We start from the raw sequence: 17,448 nt of genomic DNA on the forward strand, positions 1-17,448 counted from the left end.
TGTACCCCCTCGTGAATGATTCGTTACAAGCTTTGTCTGGGAGAAATATATCAGGCTTTGATACTGCAGACCATTGCGGGAATTAACGCTGGCTACTGTATGCATGAATCGGCGGGCTTCCCAAAAGCATCACAGTTCCAGGAACCATCGATTGTCTTTATCAAAAGCAGCGATATGATACAATGAACCTGCCTTATCAATCCACAGAGATACAGACGGGGGTACAACATGCCTAAATTCAAACTATCCCGGTTGAATTTTATCAAGCAACGCTCGACTTTCATCAAAATCATCATTTATTTTGTCAGCGCCAATGTTATCGTACTGGCGGTTTCATTCATTGCCCTCTATTCTCTATCCTCAAAAACCCTGCTCAAGGAAATCGGCGACCACTCCGAGTCCCTGTTAGTCAATGGAGCCAAGAATACAGCGCAGCTCATGGAATGGTCCATCAATTATGCCTATTCCTCAAGCTCCGATGTCCAAATAGAAGCTTATGCGCTCTCAGAGCAGCACACAGACCTGGACACCTATGCAGTGTGGAGCCGGCTCATGAACATCAAGAAAGGCAATCCCTCTATCGATTCGGTCTATCTGATTAATGATTATACGCAGCAAATTATCGATTCCCGGCTGGGCGTGAATGAATATGACGGCTTCTATGACCAGGAGGTATTACAGCGGCTGCGGACCCGCAAACTGACTGACGGAGCCTTCCTTATTCCCCGGACCCTTATACTGCCGCTGGAATCCGGCAAGGAGAAGAAAGTCATTACGGCAATCATCCCCTATGAGACCGGCAAATCCATCTCTGCTTTTGTACTGAATGTCGATGCGGACAACATCATGACGCTGCTGCAGAATAACAGCAATGTTCTGGAGACCAGTGTCTTTGTGCTCAATGACAAGAAGGAGCTGGTGTTCAGCACCGTGAAGCTGGACGCAGAGCAGATTCAGGAGTTCAGCCAGGCCACAGATAAGGAGGCGAACGGCTGGAAGATTGTTAAGCCGCAGAACTTCCCGGAGCAAATGCTGGTCTACGCCAATACCTCCATCAATGGCATCCAGAGCTGGAGATTTATTGAGACGATTCCCAAATCGATTATTCTGAGCAAAATCACCTGGCTGCGGAACTTGACGCTGCTGTTGTTCGGCGGACTGTTCGCCGCCTCTCTGTGGGTGATCATTCTATTATCCAAACGGGTATATTCACCGATCCAGGAGCTGGTTCACAATGTGATGGAACAGCATCACGCGGAGCAGCTGGACGGGCAGAATGAAGCCAATGAGCTGGTGTATTTATCCCAGGTCTTCGTCTCCCAGAATGAGCGGATCCATGAGCTGACCGAGCACGGACGGAAGAACAAGTTCCTGGCCCGGGAGCGGTTTATACGGGAATTATTGGGAGGGCTTACCTTATCCATTGCGGAAATCCGCAACAGCTGTAAGGAGCTTGGCATTGAACTGTCTGAGGAGGGAATAGCGGTAGCGATCTTCCGGATAGACCAGTTCGCTTCCTTTACTGTACGGTATTCGGAAAAAGACCAGCGGTTGTTGCGCTTCGCCATGGCTAATATTATCCAGGAATCCCTGCAGCCGGATGCGATGAAAGGGATTCTGACCGTTGATATGGGCAAGGATCATGTGGCTGTGCTTCTCCCGCTTAACAGGGGGCAATCTGCGGCTATGTATGCCGGGAAGCTGCAGCAGGCGCAGCGGCTTGTCGCCCAATTCCTGTCCATCGGAACCACCGTCGCCTGCGGCAAGCACTTGGAGGGGCTGAATGAACTTCATGAGGGTTATATGGAGACCTACGAGCTGACTCAGGAACGCTTCCGTCTGGGGCAAGGAGCCTTGGTAATTGAGGAGTATGCCGATGCAAGTCCGGCCGGGCTGTATCACATGCCGCTGGAGCTGGAACGGCAAATGGTTCAGGCCATCCATAGGGCGGATGCTTCCGCCTTCCTCGGCTGCCTGCATACCGCCATTTCTTCACTCCGGGAACGGCCTTACTTCGAATGCAAAATGTCATTGATCACCTTATTCATGGAAATCCGCCGCTCAATGCAGGAGATCACCCATCAGCCTGTGCTGCCCAGCTCCTGGAGTCTGACCTCGGTAGAGAATCAGATTATTAAGCTGGAGACCCTGGAAGCTGTCACGGAGTGGATGGCAGAGGTATCCGCCAAATTTCTGGAGGAGATTGCTGCCGTCCGCAGTGTCTCCAGGAACGCAGGTCTGGCCGGACAGGTGGACCAGCTCATCGAAGCGCATCTGACCGATGCCAATTTGTCCGTCAAGATGCTCTCGGATGAGCTTGGCCTGTCGGTGAATTATATCCGGAATTTGTACAAGAACGAGACGAACCGCTCCATTACAGAGACGATTACCGAGAAGCGGCTGAACATCATCTGCGGCGAACTGATCTCCAGCGAAGCGCCGATTGAGCCCATCGTACTGAAATATGGCTTTTCTTCATTAAATACCTTCTATCTTGCTTTCAAAAAAAGATATGGCGTTACTCCGGCAGTCTACAGGAAATCCAATCAGAAATAGACTATGCATTCAGAAGAGCCTGCACCCGATTGCATTCCAGGGATTCTAATTTGCATTTGATCCACGAAGTTGTTTGTCATGATTAATAATGCTATATACTGTTGTGAATCTATTTATAGGTCATTGCGCCGGAACGAAAGGGGGGACATTCATGTATAGAGTAGCGATATGCGATGATGAGGAGAAGCAGCGGGAGCTTGTTAAGAGAACTCTGATTGGCTTATCCATCAAGGCAAATATAGAATTCGAAATGGAGTTGTTTCACTCAGGGGAGCAGCTGGCCGCTTATTATGAGCGTGGCGAAGCGCCCTTCCATATTCTAATTCTTGATGTGGAGATGGGCGGGATGAATGGGATTCAGACGGCACGGAGAATACGGGATCTGAAGCATTTTGATGAACAAATTATTTTTCTGACCAGCTACCCTCAATATATGGTAGAGAGCTTCGATGTCATCACCTTCCAGTATTTAATCAAACCGGTAGCCCCTCTCCTCCTGGAAGAGAAGATCACTAAGCTGTGCCAATACTTCCAGGCTCAGGATAAAAAGTATATGGTCATTAAATCCGGTTATGACGAGGTCGTATTAAGATATGATGATATCATTGCGATTGAGGTCGCCAAAAGCTTAACGATAAAAAGCAAGCTGCATGTGATCACCACAGCTCAAGTCTATGAGAGCAAAGGGATTATTGCAGATTATGCTGCAGCTCTAAAAGACAGTAACTTCCTGCACATCCACCGTTCTATAATTATCAACCTGCTGCATGTGAAGAAGTTCGCCAGCGGCTCCGTTCTCATGTCGAATGGGATGGAGCTTCCTATAGGCCGGTCCAAGATCAAAGAGGTTAAAGATTACTACACCAAATTTATGATCATGAAGGGTAATTCGTATGATTCTATATAACCTGCCAATAGTCTTCTGTGTGCTGCTGGTGATGTGCTTTCAAACCAACTTTTTCTTCACTTCCGTCTTTGACAAGTCCGCCAGGAAGCCTAACCGGATCGTTTACTTCATGGTTTACGGATTGCTTTGTTTCATTTATTTAGTCATTCCGATGAATTCTTATATAGCCTCTTGTGTCGCATTGCTGATGATCTTTGGTTTGGCGCAATCCTATGATGTGGAGATCAAGACCAAGGTCATTTTTTCCATCCTGTATGCGGTTTTGATGACGATGGTTAGCTTCATCTCGCTGTATATCTTCTCAGTCTTTGATTCCATAGATTTCACTACTCTGGATTCGGGCAACGGGCAGGACCGGCTGACCTTTACGAAGTCATTAATCCTTAGCTGTGTGATTATGTTTGCCGTGATTCAGATCATAAGATTTATTTCCAAACGCAGAAGCTTCTCTCTGCCTTACCGTTATTACATTTTCTTCCTGCTCGTCCCCCTGATTAGTATCTATCAGATCAATGTACTCACTGCCACCAGTGAGAAGAACATCTATTATTTCATGGCGATTATCGGATTCCTGTTCTTGAACGTGATGGTCGTCTATATTTTCGATACGATTATTGATAAATTTCAATTCATGCATGAGAATACACAATTGCAGCAGCAGATGAATTATCAGGATGCGAACTACGAGAAAACAGTGCACAGCTTCAAATCCGTTAAGCGGATTATTCACGACACCCACCAGCAGTTCCTCTACATTGAAGAGTGTATTAAACGAAATGATTCAGCGGCGGCATTGGAGCATATCAGGGTTACCTTAAATAAAGTTGAGGATGCGTATCAGCGGGTGAACACAGGTCATCTCGTTATAGATGCGCTAGTCACGAATACACTTAATATTGGACAGGCCAACGGAATTAGAATGGATACCAGGCTTCAGCTCTATTCGCTGGAAGTGAATATTGACCGTTATGACCTATGTGTCGTTCTTGGCAATATGCTGGATAATGCGATAGAAGCCTCTAAGAAGGTTAAGGTGGCTGAGGACCGGTACATGCTCATCCAGATTCATTCGAATGAGTCTGCGCTGTTCATCCACATCCTTAACCATATGGACAAAGAGACTGCCCCCTTGCACAGCCAGAAGCCGGACCCGGAGTATCATGGCATCGGCTTAACCAATATAGCCAGAATATGCGATAAGTACGGCGGCAACATGACCATCGAGTCCGGACATAAAGTCTTTAACAATATGGTCGTTCTCCCCTTTCACACGGACAATCCTTAGACAAACCATTGTTTAGGGATTGTTTTTTTCGTTTCAGGGTACTTCGGACCTCCTCCCTCCTTCTTGCTTGTATGATGAATTCAGGATTAAATTTCGAGCAGCAACAGAAGGAGGAAATAAGGATGAAGAAGTTGATTGCAGCAGTATTGGCTTCAGTGTTAGTGATCCCCATGGCTCAGGCCTCGGCACAGGAGAAGGGGACCACTGTGCAAGAAAAGGCACGCGCGCTGGCTTCAGAGCTCATCTCCAATTATGGGGTAAGCGGACTGCAGTATGCCATCAGTGATAAAGGTTCTATCACCCTGTCCGGGGGTGCCGGTGTGTACGATAAAGCCACTCAGGCACCGGTAACGAAAGATACGATGTTTGGGATTGGCTCGGTCAGCAAAATGCATGTATCGGCCGCAACGATGATCCTGGCGGATTCCAAGGCCATTGATATCGACAAACCCCTCACCACGTATTTACCGCAGTTTAAGATGGCCGATGCCAGATATAAGGACATCACACCGCGGATGTTAATGAATCATTCGTCAGGTCTTTACGGCAGCCACTATGGCAACAGCATGCTGCTGGATGACAACGATACACAGAATCATGATGAATTGCTGTCAAGACTGGAGTCCGAGCATCTGAAATCCAACCCCGGAGAATATTCCGTCTATTGCAACGATGGCTTCCAGCTGCTGGAGCTCATGATTGAGCAAGTGAGTGGTTTAAGCTATTCCGAATTCCTGGACCGGTACCTGAGCCGTCCGCTGCAGTTAAGCTCAACCCAAACGCCGCTCGATACGTTTGACAGACAGCAGCTGGCCAAGACGTATTTCCCGGGGCTGGAGCAGGCTCTGCCCGTTGAGAACGCCAACGTCATTGGAGCGGGAGGAATCTATTCCACGGCAGAAGAATTGACCAGGTTTGCTGAAGTGCTGATTGGAAACCGTACGGATATTTTAACCGAAGCCTCCGCCAAGGCCATGCAGGAGCCTGAATATAAGAATGGAATCTGGGTACCGGATGAGCGAAACACCTTCGGCTATGGTCTGGGCTGGGATGCTGTGAGCCTGGCACCGTTCAGCGATTACGGAATCACTGCACTAACCAAAGGCGGGGATACCATTATGTATCATGCTGCGCTGACTGCAATTCCCGAATCCGATATTTCGGTTGCTGTACTCTCCTCCGGCGGGAGCTCCCTCTTCAATACGATTTTCGCCTCGAATGTCCTGCTGGAGTACTTGAAGGATACCGGGAAGATCGACAAGCTCCTGCCGGACCCAACCTTCGAGCCCCCGGTAAAAGCAGCCATGCCCGCTGAGCTACAGTCCTATTCCGGATTATACGGTACAGTGGGTGCAACAACAGCTATAACGGTTAAGGATGGAGAGCTTGACCTGCCTGATCTGGAGGGCGGACTGATCCCCGCACAGAAATATATCTATACAGGCAACGGGCAATTTAAGAGCAGCGACGGCCGGACCGCCGTAAGCTTCGATCCGCAGAAGAACGGCAAAACCTACTTAAAGCTTAATGCCGAATTGAATTTCCCCGGAGCAGGCCAAATGGTGATGGTAACCTATGAATATCAGAAGCTGGAGTCCAATCCTCTTAACTCCGTCACGAAGCAGGCATGGGAAAATAGAAACGGGAAAAATTACTATGCTCTGGATGAGAAGATCAATTCATTATTTTATCTGTCCCCTGCGATCTTAATGAAGAATATCGCTGTGGATCAGGGATATGCCTCGGGAACCCGGATTGTGGATGAGCACAAGGCCGTCAATGCGGCGGAAATACCGGTCATGAACGGAAGAGATGCATTTGATTTGAATTTCTATACGAAGAACGAAGCGGAGTATTTAAGTATCGATGGCAATTCTTATATCAGCGAAGATGCGGTTCAATCTATCTATGGAGGCCGGTCATCGCTCAGTACGGTACCCGCTAACGGTCAAGGGGTATGGTTCAAGATCGGTGAGAAGTCAGCCGGGAAAACAATGACTGTGACTGCTCCGGCAAGCGGCGGCTTCGCTGTCTATGATGCCGACGGGATGATCGTTAACTTCTCTGTGGTGACCAAGAACCCTTCGGCAGTCTTGCCGCAAGGCGGTATGATTGTGTTTGGCGGTCAAGCAGGAGATGTATTTAAGATTAGTATACAATGACAGTGTATTCCAAGGATTCTGCGCAGACCACATTTGGCGGCAAGGATTATGGAGAGGTATTGTACAGCGCCTCGGGCTCCAATATCAAGTACACCGCACTCAGTCCGGGAGGCAAATATACGAAACTGATTCTGCAGTTTGCGGCAACCGGCCAGGACGTAGATGGAATTGAAATCAAGGATATTGACAAGAATACATTACTCAAGAAGGTAGAGAAGATTTCGCTATCCGCCGGTATCCAGACGATTGAGGTATCAATCTCCGGAGTGAGCAACATCTCGATTGATGTTAAGCAGCCTGTCGATGGAGGCTTCATTATTCCGCTGACCACTTCCTACTATAAATAAAGTGGATTTTCTGCAGCCTAGACAGCATTGCACTCATGCTGTATCAGTTACAATGAAGAAGCAGTAACGCCTGAAGAACAACCGCCCACAATCTGCTAAAGCAAGCCACTAATGTTATAAATGCAAAGCAGCGCGCCTCCCAAAATAGGAGAATCGCTGCTTTGCTCTCTTTGACCAAGTCGTATGCTGTCCGCATTGCGTCCGCTCCTTATAATAATCAAGGATGGTTCTTGCTTATTGTAGAGTATCAAGAACACAAGCTATCTATAGGCTGCTGGGAGTCATAGTCTAAAGCGTTTGATCTGCAATAGCCGGATCGAAATCTGCCACGATCAGCATATCCATATGACGGGCATTTCGGAGCAGATAATGAACCATACTCTCTTTAAACAGGGTATACCAGAGAGGTCTGCGGGAGTAGCCGATAATGAGCTGTGTCGTATGAACTTCATTCATTCTATTCAGCAAATCTTCATGGATTTTCCGGCGATTATTGGTTTCAGCCACTTCCATCTTCCCGCCAAGACGCTCCGTTAAATGACGCAGTGCATCCAGCCGCTTTTGATCCTGATCCGTCTTCACCCCCCCGCAATGCACATAATGGACAAACCATTCTGCCTTTAAACGATAGGCAATACGAAATCCGCGGCGGATCAACCGTTCCGATCGGGGACCTAAATCCACACATACAAAAATAACCTCACGTCTGCTCCAGGGACCACGCAAGGATACTTCACGATCCCACGCTTCTAATCGTTCATCCACATCATCTGCAATTTCACGAAGTGCAAGTTCTCTAAGAGCAATGAGATTCCCCATTTTAAAAAAAGATTGCAGTGCCTGGTTCACCTTTTCAAGCCCATATATTTTACCGTCACGCATCCGTTCCTGCAGCATTTGGGGAGTTACATCAATCAGTTCTACCTCATTAGCCATCTTCAAGACAGCATCCGGTACCGTCTCCCTGACCCGGACACCTGTCAATTGTTCCACTGCATCATTCAAGCTTTCAAGATGCTGGACATTAACCGTTGTAATCACAGAAATGCCGTTCTCGAGCAAACGGGTAATATCCTCATATCTCTTCTTGGTTGGGCTTCCCGGCACATTCGTGTGCGCCAATTCGTCAACCAACACGACCTCCGGGTGACGCACAATAATCGCTTCAGTATCCATTTCCTCCAGCTGCGTCCCCAAATATGTAGTTTTTGCCCGGGGAATGACCGGCAACTCCCCCATCTGTTCAATGGTTTCCTTCCGGCCATGGGTTTCCAATAGACCTATCACGACATCAATGCCTTTTTTCAGCAAGATATTGCCTTCCTGCAGCATCTTATAGGTCTTCCCAACACCTGGAGCGGCTCCAATATACACTTTGAAGGTGCCTCGGCGGATTGTTTCTATCTTTTTTTCAATTTCCGTACTGCTCAAGCGGTGAAAAGGATATTCCTCTCCTTTACGGCTCGCTTTGATGGGGAGGATTCGCTCCCCTTCCTGCTCCGCACGGTCGGCCATGAGGAACAGATCAATATTCCGTGTTTTTCTCAACACTCTGTTCCCGATGGAGCCCTGCCAATACTCCTGCCAGCGGTTCTTCTTAGAATGGCCCATCACAATTCGGGTTACATTACTTTGAATCGCGTAACGGACAAGTGTAGAAGGGAGCTTGCGCAGATGCAGCAGAGGGAGCTCCTCAAATTTGGCACCTACCTTTTTAACCAGCTTTTGGATAGATCGCTTGAAAGCTTGCTGTTCCTTGGACAATGTCTGTTTGGACAATACAAATGTCACCACAAGCAGATCTCCATTTAACCGTTTGGCGATCTGCTGGCCTCTGCGCACATGCAGCGAACCGTTCCAATGATACTGCGCGGATACAAGAATCCGTTCTGTTGCCCCTGAGGGTCCGATGAGTCCATGCTCTTCCCGGTATTTTTCAAGAGAATCGTTTACCCCTTCAGCCACCAAACGCAGAGAAAGCTCACGAAGCACACCGAGATTGCCACGGCGGGACAGGGCAGGATGGGTCTGATCACCGAGTACCCCCTCATTCATCCGTTTCAATATCGTTTCCGGAGATACATCAATTAACCGGACCTCATCTGCCAGCTCAAGTGTATTTAGAGGCACCGTATCTTCAGCACGAATTCCCGTTTTTTGATAGATAATATCAGCCACACCGGCCAGTTCATACACATTAATCGTTGTGATCACGCTGATGCCGTGGTCCATTAAATAACGGATGTCCTCGAGCCTCGTTGGAAAACGGGCATCTTTACGGTTGCGATGTGCCAGGCCATCCACCAGTACTACCTCGGGATTGCGTTCCAGCAAAGCCTCTAGCGGCAGATCCTTCTGCTCCTTACCATCCTTCTGCCAATGAATGCTTGGCACACGCTCCAATTCAAGTGACTGCTCAACGGTCTCTGCCCGCTGCATAGTTGATACTGCACTAATTACGACATCGATACCCTGCTGTTTCAGGAGTCTGCCTTCATGCAGCATCTGGTACGTCTTTCCGGAACCGCTGACTGAACCGATAATAATCTTCAGTCTTCCCCAATGTAAGCGGGAAATGGAATATAAGATTTCCTCCGGGGTCTTCCGTTTGTAGGGTGCCATTTGTTCACCTTCATTCGCCATTTTTATGAATTAATGAATGCTTACTATTCCGTTGCCCTGCTCTCCAGAAACTGCTGGAGTAACCGATTAAACGTTTCCGGCTGACATAAGTTGCTGGGATTCAATGCGTCAGGAATAATTGCGAATTGCGCTTGCGGCAATTGTGCCGCCATGTCTTTCATACGAAGGACTTCATAGTAAAGTGATGTTCCATTTAGTCTTGCAACCGGCAATCTGATCCCCCCCATGAATCAAGAAAATGATGTCTGAACCGAAAACTACCCTGCCCGCCAAAAGCGCGGACAGGGTGTGAGCCGGGCTAGTTCGCCGGCATTTCCGATAAAGCCATATTCAGTTTCAGTACATTGACCCGTTCCTCACCAAACAGCCCAAGATCACGACCCTCCGTATATTTCGTTACCAATTCTTTGAGCTGATCCACTGGAATACCGGTAAGGTTGCTGATTCTCGGAATCTGCACAATGGCTGCTGCAGGCGAGATGTGCGGATCCAGTCCCGAGCCGGAGTTCGTGATCAGATCAATTGGAAGCTCACTGACCGGTACATCAGGATTATCGATTTTCCACTGGGTTACCGAATCGCTGGTTCGCTGCAGCATATCCGGGTTGGAAGGACCGTAGTTATTCGAGCCCGAAGCTTCAGCTTTATAATCAATACTGGATACGCGGCCATGGAACAACGCAGGGTTAGTGAAGCTCTGCCCAATCAGCTCGGAGCCGACCACTTGACCCGCACTATTCTTCAGCAGACTCCCGTTTGCCCGGGAAGGCATAAGTACCTGGGCAATGGCTGTGGAAGCCAGCGGATAAACAATCCCGCAGAGTATAATGAATACTACGCTAAGCCTCACCACACTCAACAGATAAGAACCCTTGCCTTCCTGTTCCAGTTCATCTGATTCTATATTAACTTGTTCCATTCTTTTCTTCACCCTTTCTCCCACCGGTTTGAAGTTCATATTAGATCCAAATGCTAACCACCAAATCAATCAGCTTAATGCCCAGGAACGGAACAAGAATACCTCCAAACCCGTAGATAAAAATATTCTTACGCAGCAGCTTGATCGAGCTCATCGGCTTATACGATACCCCTCTCATCGCCAGCGGAATAAGCAGTGGAATAATGATCGCATTAAAAATCAGAGCTGAGATAATCGCAGAGCTCGGAGAGCCCAGCCCCATAATATTAAGCACCTTCATTTCCGGAATGGCAAGTGTAAACATCGCCGGGATGATGGCAAAATATTTGGCGATATCATTCGCGATACTGAATGTGGTCAGGGCACCACGCGTCATAAGCAGCTGCTTGCCGATCGCTACAACCTCGATAATCTTGGATGGGTCAGAATCCAAATCGACCATATTGGCTGCTTCCTTGGCTGCAGAAGTACCACTGTTCATCGCAAGTCCCACATCTGCCTGTGCGAGTGCCGGCGCATCATTCGTCCCGTCACCCGTCATGGCAACCAGCTTGCCTTCCTTCTGCTCACGGCGGATGACTTCGATTTTATCCTCCGGGGTACTCTCGGCGATGAAATCGTCCACTCCGGCTTCGGCGGCAATTGTCGCAGCCGTAAGCGGGTTGTCTCCTGTACACATAATCGTCTTGATGCCCATTTTACGCAACTCGTCGAAGCGTTCCTTCATGCCAGGCTTAACGGTATCCTTCAGATAGATGAGTCCGTATATCCGGTTGTCTACTGCCACAGCAAGCGGGGTTCCCCCTTTGCCAGCGATTTCGTTTGAATTCTTATCCAGATTGTCGGGGATCTGTCCCCCCTGTGAGGACACCCAGCGCTTAATGGAATCCACTGCCCCTTTGCGGACCACGCGTCCGTCCTTCAGGTTCATCCCGCTCATCCGAGTTTCGGCGCGGAATTCAATGAACTCCCCTCCTGACTCTAAGCTGGCGTCATAGCTGTATCCTGATTTTTTGACCAGTTCAATCACGGAACGGCCTTCCGGTGTCTCATCCTTCAAGGAGCTAATTGCCGCCCATACCGCAAGTTCGCCCTGTGTCTCACGGCCTACCGGAACGAATTCACTGGCCATCCGGTTCCCAAAGGTAATCGTGCCTGTTTTGTCGAGAATCATCGTGTTAATATCTCCGGCGGCTTCGACTGCCTTTCCCGACATGGCCAGTACGTTAAACTGGGTAACCCGGTCCATACCGGCAATACCGATCGCCGATAACAGACCGCCAATTGTTGTAGGAATCAGACAGACCAGCAGAGCGATTAGAACCGGAATTTCCAGGTCAATCTGCAGATAAGATGCAATCGGCCGCAGGGTGACCACCACAATCAGAAAAATAATCGTTAAGCTGATTAAAAGGGTGTTCAGCGCAATTTCATTGGGCGTTTTCTGCCGTTTCGCCCCTTCAACGAGGGATATCATCCGGTCGAGGAAGGATTCACCGGGATCACTCGTAATTCGTACCTTGATCTCATCACTTACGACCCTTGTACCTCCGGTGACCGAGTTGAAATCTCCGCCTGCCTCTTTAATGACCGGAGCCGATTCTCCTGTTATCGCTGATTCGTCCACGGAAGCCAGGCCCTCGATGACCTCCCCGTCGCCGGGAACGAGCTCGCCTTGACTGACAATCACGATATCGCCTTTCCGCAGTTCGGAAGAAGCTACCGTCTTGATTGCGCCTCCCACCAGCTTATTGGCCGAAATATCCTGCTTCGTCTTCTTGAGTGTATCGGCCTGCGCCTTCCCGCGGCCTTCCGCCAGCGCCTCCGCGAAATTGGCGAACAATACCGTAAACAGCAGAATGAAGAATACAGTAATATTGAAACCTATAGCATCCTTAGCATCGAAATAACCAGGAGCAAGAATCATCAGCAATACGATAATTGTTCCGATTTCAACTACAAACATGACCGGATTCTTAATCAGGGACACCGGATTCAGCTTAATAAAACTATCTTTAACCGCACCTCGCAGGATGGAGCCTGTCAGCAGCTTCTTTTTTTGTATAGTACTCATCTAAGTTCTCTCTCCCCTACCGTAGAGTCAAATATTCTGCAATCGGCCCGAGCACGATGACCGGCAAGAACGTCAGTGCACCAATAATAAGTACCGTACCGATTAGAATACCAGTAAACAGAACGTTGTCTGTACGGAACGTGCCAATGGTCTCCGGTACCGGCTTCTTGCGGATCATGGAACCGGCAACGGCCAGCATGGCGATAATTGAAACATATCGTCCCAGCAGCATGACAACCCCGGTGGTCATATTCCAGAAGGAGGTATTGTCGGCCAACCCTTCAAACCCCGAGCCGTTATTAGCAGCGGAAGAGGTATACTCATATAACACCTGAGTCAGCCCGTGGAAGCCCGGATTGGTGATCGAGCCTTTGCCCAGTTCCGTCAGGAACGCACCTGCAGTAGGGGCAAGAATAATGAGCGGATGAATCAGGATCGCGATGGCAATCAGCTTCATTTCCCTGGCCTCTATCTTTCGCCCGAGAAACTCTGGTGTTCTGCCAACCATCAATCCACACAGGAAGACGCCAAGAATGGCATACATCAGCATGTTGACCAGTCCTACACCCTTGCCTCCAAATACATTGTTTAGCATCATCAGTGCCAGTGGAGTGATACCTCCAAGCGGCGTCAGGGTATCATGCATATTGTTGACACTGCCCGTTGTTGCTGCAGTGGTCACGGTAGTGAACAGTGCACTCTGCGCAATACCGAAACGGACTTCCTTCCCTTCCATACTGCCCTGCGAGGCGTCAATGCCCATGGCGTTGATTGCCGGATTCCCTTGGGATTCTGCATAATAGTTCAAACCCAGAAGCAGTACAAACAACGTCATCATGGCACTGAACAGCATCCAGCCCTGACGTTTATTCTTGGCAAACTTGCCGTACATATAAGGCAGCGAAGCCGGTAGCAGCCACATCGAGAGTATTTCCAGCACGTTCGTAAGCGGGCTCGGATTCTCAAAAGGATGAGCCGAATTGGCTCCGAAGAAGCCGCCGCCATTGGTTCCAAGATGCTTGATCGATTCCAGCGAAGCAATAGGTCCGATGGCAATTTGCTGGGTTTGTCCTTCAAGAGTGGTTACCTCAAGCATAGGTTTCAGCGTTTGCGGCACATGCAGCCCAACCATTACGAGTGTAACCAGCAGCGCCAGCGGAAGGAAGACCCGGGTATGGGCTTTGACGAAGTCCTGGAAGAAGTTCCCTACTGAACTCCGGCCTGTAATCCCTCTGACAAAAGCAACCGCCACGGAAAATCCGCTCGCAGCCGAAGTGAACATCAGCATCGTCATAACAGCCATCTGAGAGAAATAAGAGACCCCGGTTTCCCCGCTGTAATGCTGCAGATTGGTGTTGGTTATAAAGCTGATTACCGTATTAAACGATAAGGTCTGCTCCATTTCACCAATTCCGCTTGGATTAAGCGGCAGTCCGCCTTGCAGACGAAGGAATAGATAACCGAATGCTACCAGCACAATATTGGTTGTCAGGAAGCTGAGGGCATACCGTTTCCATGACATGCCTCCATGCTTTTTTAGTCCGCTAAGCTTAAAAATCCCCCGCTCAAAGCCCCCGAAGATCCGGTCTGTCCGGTTTGGTTCATTTGAGAATACATGATACAGATAAGTTCCTACCGGTTTGACCAGCAGCAGCAGTATGGCAATAACTACGACGATTTGCAGGATACCCACGAATGCCCCTCCTTAAATGTAAAGCTATTGATTTTTTTTTAACAGTTACTGTTCTTTATCTCAGAAAACTCAAAATTTCTCCGGATGAATCAGGGCGTAAACCAAGTACAGAAACAACAGCAAGGTTGCTATCAAAACCATAGTCATTGTTCCGCTTCCCCTTTATCGTCAACAACGTGCTCACACCACGTTGCAAACGCGTAAAACAAACCGAATATCACTGTGAGTGCCGCCACCATGTACACATCCATCATCGCCTTTGCCACCTCTCTCCTAAATTTGAAATCAGCCTAGTATTAGCCTTCGTATTATTGATTAGATCAGCCGTATTTATTCCTTTAAAACCCATTCTTCTTGATTTGCCTCTTCTGCTCCCCGTATATGTTTGTTTAACTTGTGATATAGCGTATCATTTCCGCCATTAGTTCAGGGTTAGAGTTTTCATGAGAGAATAAAGATTACATTAAGACATTGCTTAAGTCCGTCTACCGTGCTGAGTTATTGATCTGCAAGAAAATGGACATTACCACTATGAGAATAAATAACGTAGTTCGCTCCGAGCCCTTTATAGACAAGTCTGGGATGGACAGAGGTAGTGATGACAAAAATGGACTTTGACGTCCAAGGGCGGCACATTTGAAGATATCGGCAACAAACCGCAAGGTTACTCTCAAACAGGTATACTTTCCCAATTGAAAATGGAGGAATCCCCCAGGTTCTCTCGTCATGAGAATCTACGACAATATTTTGCTCAACCCCCAAGTTCTCCAGTCGTTTTCTCTTATCTGGATTGTTTGTTAACCCCGCGACCTTGATTCCTTTTTCCGTCAATAATTCAATAAAGTGTTCACCTGCCAAAGTCGGAGCGCACACCAGTACATACTCATCTTTATCCAGCATTTTGTCTTCTCCCTCCTGACCATGAACAACTATCAATAAATACATAGCAAAAAAACCACTAAGGATCTCCCCTGTGGCTCATAATGGTCACATTGCTTCTCCTCTCTCCAGACGCTTACGAGGTTAGCTGACGGATTCGGGCGGTGAGAGTCGCCCTACCAGTACCGGTTGCGAACAGTCGCACCCGGCCTGGATTCACCCCATAATCGCCCCCGACTCTCACATCGGTCTCCGATTGCTGGTTCCCCCGCTTTCCTTAACGGAAATTAAGCGGATCACTATTCAATTCAACCCCTTGGAAACAGGTAGAATCATACTCCTGCTCTGAGTTCTTGTAAAATGCTCCTAACCTCAAATCTCCTCAATTATCCAAATAAATCATTGCCTTTTACCGCTTTCATAAGCATTATTCTCGCTAATCCGAATTCTTTAATCTCCTTATTAAGGAACCATTAAGATATATTTCTGACCATTTAGATTGCATTAAAAGACTAAAAAAACAGCGGTTTTTCCAGATAAATAGAGATTTAGAAGAGTTTAAGCTGGATTGTTTCCACTTTCTCCCCCAATATGCCTTATTGCCATCATATAGGACGATTCTTGATCTTTTACAAACCAAAAAGCTCAGCGTATGATACCTTTTAAACGCACGCTGAATTCCCGCTTAGCGGGAAACGGGGGAACCAACAGGCTATAAGCCTATATGGGGTGAATCCGCAGAAGAGATGTAGAATCCTCTTCACAGGTAGGGCGACTCTCACCGCCCGAATCCGTCAGCTAACCTCGTAAGCACTGGAGAGAGCCTTATTTTGCCACGCTTTTGCGAAGGTTTTGTTTCGACCTGGAATCGCAAAAACCGCAGCCAGGATCTCGACGCTGGCTGCGGTTTTTTTGTTATAGGTCAGCTTATCATTAAGTAAGGAGCAGCGAAAATGAACGATAAGAGAGAATATTACTTCGGAATTCATCCTGATGTATTAGAACCGGTAAGCCTCGCGCACTCCAGTTTCGGAGCTCTATGGTACGAAGAACATGATCAGCGGTACATTGTTGGCTACGGCTTTGGTGCAAGTCAGATTGAAGTATTGACCGAGTTCAGTACATCTTCAGCACACATTACATGTACGAATCTGCAGATCATTCACCAAGTTTATCAAAGCATACGAAATAAACAGCAGGAGCAAGACTGGTCGGCGCACAGAAGATTTCCTTTATTGACATTCCTTAGAGAGCCGTGGAAAAGCATGGCCCCAGGCTGGTACATTTTGCGGTCCCACAAAGCTTTCCCCATGCACCTGTCGATTGTACAGAGAACCAAATATGCAGTTTGGCTGGAGCATACGGCCGTATGTGAGGATGAAGCTGAGCTTGCGGCCTGCATAGCTAAAGCTGAACAGATCCATCATCTGCACATCAAGTCTATGGACACACTAGGAGGCATCATCCATGAATAACAGCAGGCTGTCACGAATCGAGTTGTTTGCATTTGATACTCGTCCGTCATTCATGCACGGATCTGAGCCATCTGGATGCTGGTATGGAGTGCTGAAGCTAACCTGCGGACAGCAGATCAGTTACGGAAAATGCATTCTGTGCGCGGGTGACAATGCCGTGGATTTGGTCAAATGGGGTTCATTTCTGAAGAACATACGCAATTGCACAATTGAGGAAGCCTTTGAACTCATACGATTGCACGGGCAGGAATGGGCTCCAAACCAGCGTAATTTACTCCATGCCGCTCTCGACAACATGCTTCAAAGCGGGCAGCTCCGAATGAAAATAGCCGCCGGAGCAGGACGATATGAGCATCGGATAAACAGTTTTCTCCCCAGTAGAGAGCCTGTATTGCATTATACAAAACAGTCTAAAAGTCCTCCGGACTCATCTGTATTATTTAATGAATCTGTCTCTTATTACTCCCTAGTCTGAATAGGCTCCAGCATACGGTTAAAACCCAAACAA

Annotated in this window: 14 protein-coding genes and 2 riboswitches; of the genes, 7 read left to right on the forward strand and 7 right to left on the reverse strand. The window is 48.1% G+C overall.

The annotated features are described in order from the left end of the window. The first annotated feature begins 228 nt into the window (after window positions 1-228). The 5 genes from PBOR_RS25630 to PBOR_RS25650 all read left to right on the forward strand — a co-directional run bounded on the left by PBOR_RS25630 (window position 229) and on the right by PBOR_RS25650 (window position 7,257). Complete coding sequence (locus PBOR_RS25630) at window positions 229-2,556, forward strand: AraC family transcriptional regulator (RefSeq protein WP_042216557.1); 2,328 nt, start codon at window positions 229-231, stop codon at window positions 2,554-2,556. A gap of 151 nt (window positions 2,557-2,707) precedes the next feature. Then, window positions 2,708-3,463 (forward strand): LytR/AlgR family response regulator transcription factor, encoded by a 756-nt coding sequence (locus tag PBOR_RS25635; RefSeq protein WP_042216559.1) that lies wholly within the window; start codon window positions 2,708-2,710, stop codon window positions 3,461-3,463. After that, window positions 3,450-4,748 (forward strand): ATP-binding protein, encoded by a 1,299-nt coding sequence (locus tag PBOR_RS25640; protein WP_042216561.1) that lies wholly within the window; start codon window positions 3,450-3,452, stop codon window positions 4,746-4,748. The genes PBOR_RS25635 and PBOR_RS25640 overlap by 14 nt, the downstream gene beginning before the upstream one ends. A 122-nt stretch (window positions 4,749-4,870) precedes the next feature. Next, window positions 4,871-6,910: a serine hydrolase domain-containing protein gene (locus PBOR_RS25645; RefSeq protein WP_042216563.1), complete on the forward strand. Its 2,040-nt coding sequence runs from the start codon at window positions 4,871-4,873 to the stop codon at window positions 6,908-6,910. After that, the gene (locus tag PBOR_RS25650; RefSeq protein ID WP_052429638.1) at window positions 6,907-7,257 is read left to right on the forward strand and encodes a hypothetical protein; all 351 of its coding nucleotides are present in this window, start codon (window positions 6,907-6,909) and stop codon (window positions 7,255-7,257) included. Before PBOR_RS25645 ends, PBOR_RS25650 begins: the two co-directional genes overlap by 4 nt. A gap of 288 nt (window positions 7,258-7,545) precedes the next feature. Here the strand turns inward: PBOR_RS25650 and PBOR_RS25655 are convergent, their stop codons facing one another. The 7 genes from PBOR_RS25655 to PBOR_RS25680 all read right to left on the reverse strand — a co-directional run bounded on the left by PBOR_RS25655 (window position 7,546) and on the right by PBOR_RS25680 (window position 15,486). Beyond that, window positions 7,546-9,879 (reverse strand): histidine kinase, encoded by a 2,334-nt coding sequence (locus tag PBOR_RS25655; protein WP_042216565.1) that lies wholly within the window; start codon window positions 9,877-9,879, stop codon window positions 7,546-7,548. A 44-nt stretch (window positions 9,880-9,923) separates the two neighbouring features. Continuing rightward, window positions 9,924-10,112: an alpha/beta fold hydrolase gene (locus PBOR_RS37780; protein ID WP_042216567.1), complete on the reverse strand. Its 189-nt coding sequence runs from the start codon at window positions 10,110-10,112 to the stop codon at window positions 9,924-9,926. Between the two features lie 86 nt (window positions 10,113-10,198). Beyond that, window positions 10,199-10,819 (reverse strand): potassium-transporting ATPase subunit KdpC, encoded by a 621-nt coding sequence (gene kdpC, locus PBOR_RS25665; RefSeq protein WP_042219945.1) that lies wholly within the window; start codon window positions 10,817-10,819, stop codon window positions 10,199-10,201. 40 nt (window positions 10,820-10,859) lie between these two features. Next, complete coding sequence (gene kdpB, locus PBOR_RS25670) at window positions 10,860-12,893, reverse strand: potassium-transporting ATPase subunit KdpB (RefSeq protein WP_042216569.1); 2,034 nt, start codon at window positions 12,891-12,893, stop codon at window positions 10,860-10,862. 16 nt (window positions 12,894-12,909) lie between these two features. Next, window positions 12,910-14,586 (reverse strand): potassium-transporting ATPase subunit KdpA, encoded by a 1,677-nt coding sequence (kdpA, locus tag PBOR_RS25675; protein ID WP_042216570.1) that lies wholly within the window; start codon window positions 14,584-14,586, stop codon window positions 12,910-12,912. A 69-nt stretch (window positions 14,587-14,655) separates the two neighbouring features. Beyond that, a complete protein-coding gene (gene kdpF, locus PBOR_RS38655; protein WP_081972411.1) occupies window positions 14,656-14,733 on the reverse strand; it encodes a K(+)-transporting ATPase subunit F in 78 nt (25 codons plus the stop codon). Between the two features lie 351 nt (window positions 14,734-15,084). Further along, window positions 15,085-15,486 (reverse strand): hypothetical protein, encoded by a 402-nt coding sequence (locus PBOR_RS25680; protein WP_042216572.1) that lies wholly within the window; start codon window positions 15,484-15,486, stop codon window positions 15,085-15,087. A 96-nt stretch (window positions 15,487-15,582) separates the two neighbouring features. Next, window positions 15,583-15,769, reverse strand: a riboswitch (cyclic di-AMP (ydaO/yuaA leader). A 357-nt stretch (window positions 15,770-16,126) separates the two neighbouring features. Beyond that, a riboswitch (cyclic di-AMP (ydaO/yuaA leader) is annotated at window positions 16,127-16,293 on the forward strand. A 125-nt stretch (window positions 16,294-16,418) separates the two neighbouring features. Here PBOR_RS25680 and PBOR_RS25685 point away from each other — a divergent pair. After that, window positions 16,419-16,940 carry a hypothetical protein gene (locus PBOR_RS25685; protein ID WP_042216574.1) on the forward strand — a complete coding sequence of 174 codons (522 nt, stop codon included), beginning with the start codon at window positions 16,419-16,421 and terminating at the stop codon, window positions 16,938-16,940. Continuing rightward, complete coding sequence (locus PBOR_RS25690) at window positions 16,933-17,415, forward strand: hypothetical protein (protein WP_042216576.1); 483 nt, start codon at window positions 16,933-16,935, stop codon at window positions 17,413-17,415. The genes PBOR_RS25685 and PBOR_RS25690 overlap by 8 nt, the downstream gene beginning before the upstream one ends. Window positions 17,416-17,448: the final 33 nt, after the last annotated feature.

It is taken from the genome of Paenibacillus borealis, assembly GCF_000758665.1.
Classification (GTDB): domain Bacteria; phylum Bacillota; class Bacilli; order Paenibacillales; family Paenibacillaceae; genus Paenibacillus_AQ; species Paenibacillus_AQ borealis.

Excerpts from the sequence above, each read along its gene's own strand:
- PBOR_RS25630 (WP_042216557.1), top strand. The coding sequence starts at position 229 with ATGCCTAAATTCAAACTATCCCGGTTGAATTTTATCAAGCAACGCTCG.
- PBOR_RS25635 (WP_042216559.1), top strand. The coding sequence starts at position 2,708 with ATGTATAGAGTAGCGATATGCGATGATGAGGAGAAGCAGCGGGAGCTT.
- PBOR_RS25640 (WP_042216561.1), top strand. The coding sequence starts at position 3,450 with ATGATTCTATATAACCTGCCAATAGTCTTCTGTGTGCTGCTGGTGATG.
- PBOR_RS25645 (WP_042216563.1), top strand. The coding sequence starts at position 4,871 with ATGAAGAAGTTGATTGCAGCAGTATTGGCTTCAGTGTTAGTGATCCCC.
- PBOR_RS25650 (WP_052429638.1), top strand. The coding sequence starts at position 6,907 with ATGACAGTGTATTCCAAGGATTCTGCGCAGACCACATTTGGCGGCAAG.
- PBOR_RS25655 (WP_042216565.1), bottom strand. The coding sequence starts at position 9,879 with ATGGCACCCTACAAACGGAAGACCCCGGAGGAAATCTTATATTCCATT.
- kdpC (WP_042219945.1), bottom strand. The coding sequence starts at position 10,819 with ATGGAACAAGTTAATATAGAATCAGATGAACTGGAACAGGAAGGCAAG.
- kdpB (WP_042216569.1), bottom strand. The coding sequence starts at position 12,893 with ATGAGTACTATACAAAAAAAGAAGCTGCTGACAGGCTCCATCCTGCGA.
- kdpF (WP_081972411.1), bottom strand. The coding sequence starts at position 14,733 with ATGACTATGGTTTTGATAGCAACCTTGCTGTTGTTTCTGTACTTGGTT.
- PBOR_RS25680 (WP_042216572.1), bottom strand. The coding sequence starts at position 15,486 with ATGCTGGATAAAGATGAGTATGTACTGGTGTGCGCTCCGACTTTGGCA.
- PBOR_RS25685 (WP_042216574.1), top strand. The coding sequence starts at position 16,419 with ATGAACGATAAGAGAGAATATTACTTCGGAATTCATCCTGATGTATTA.
- PBOR_RS25690 (WP_042216576.1), top strand. The coding sequence starts at position 16,933 with ATGAATAACAGCAGGCTGTCACGAATCGAGTTGTTTGCATTTGATACT.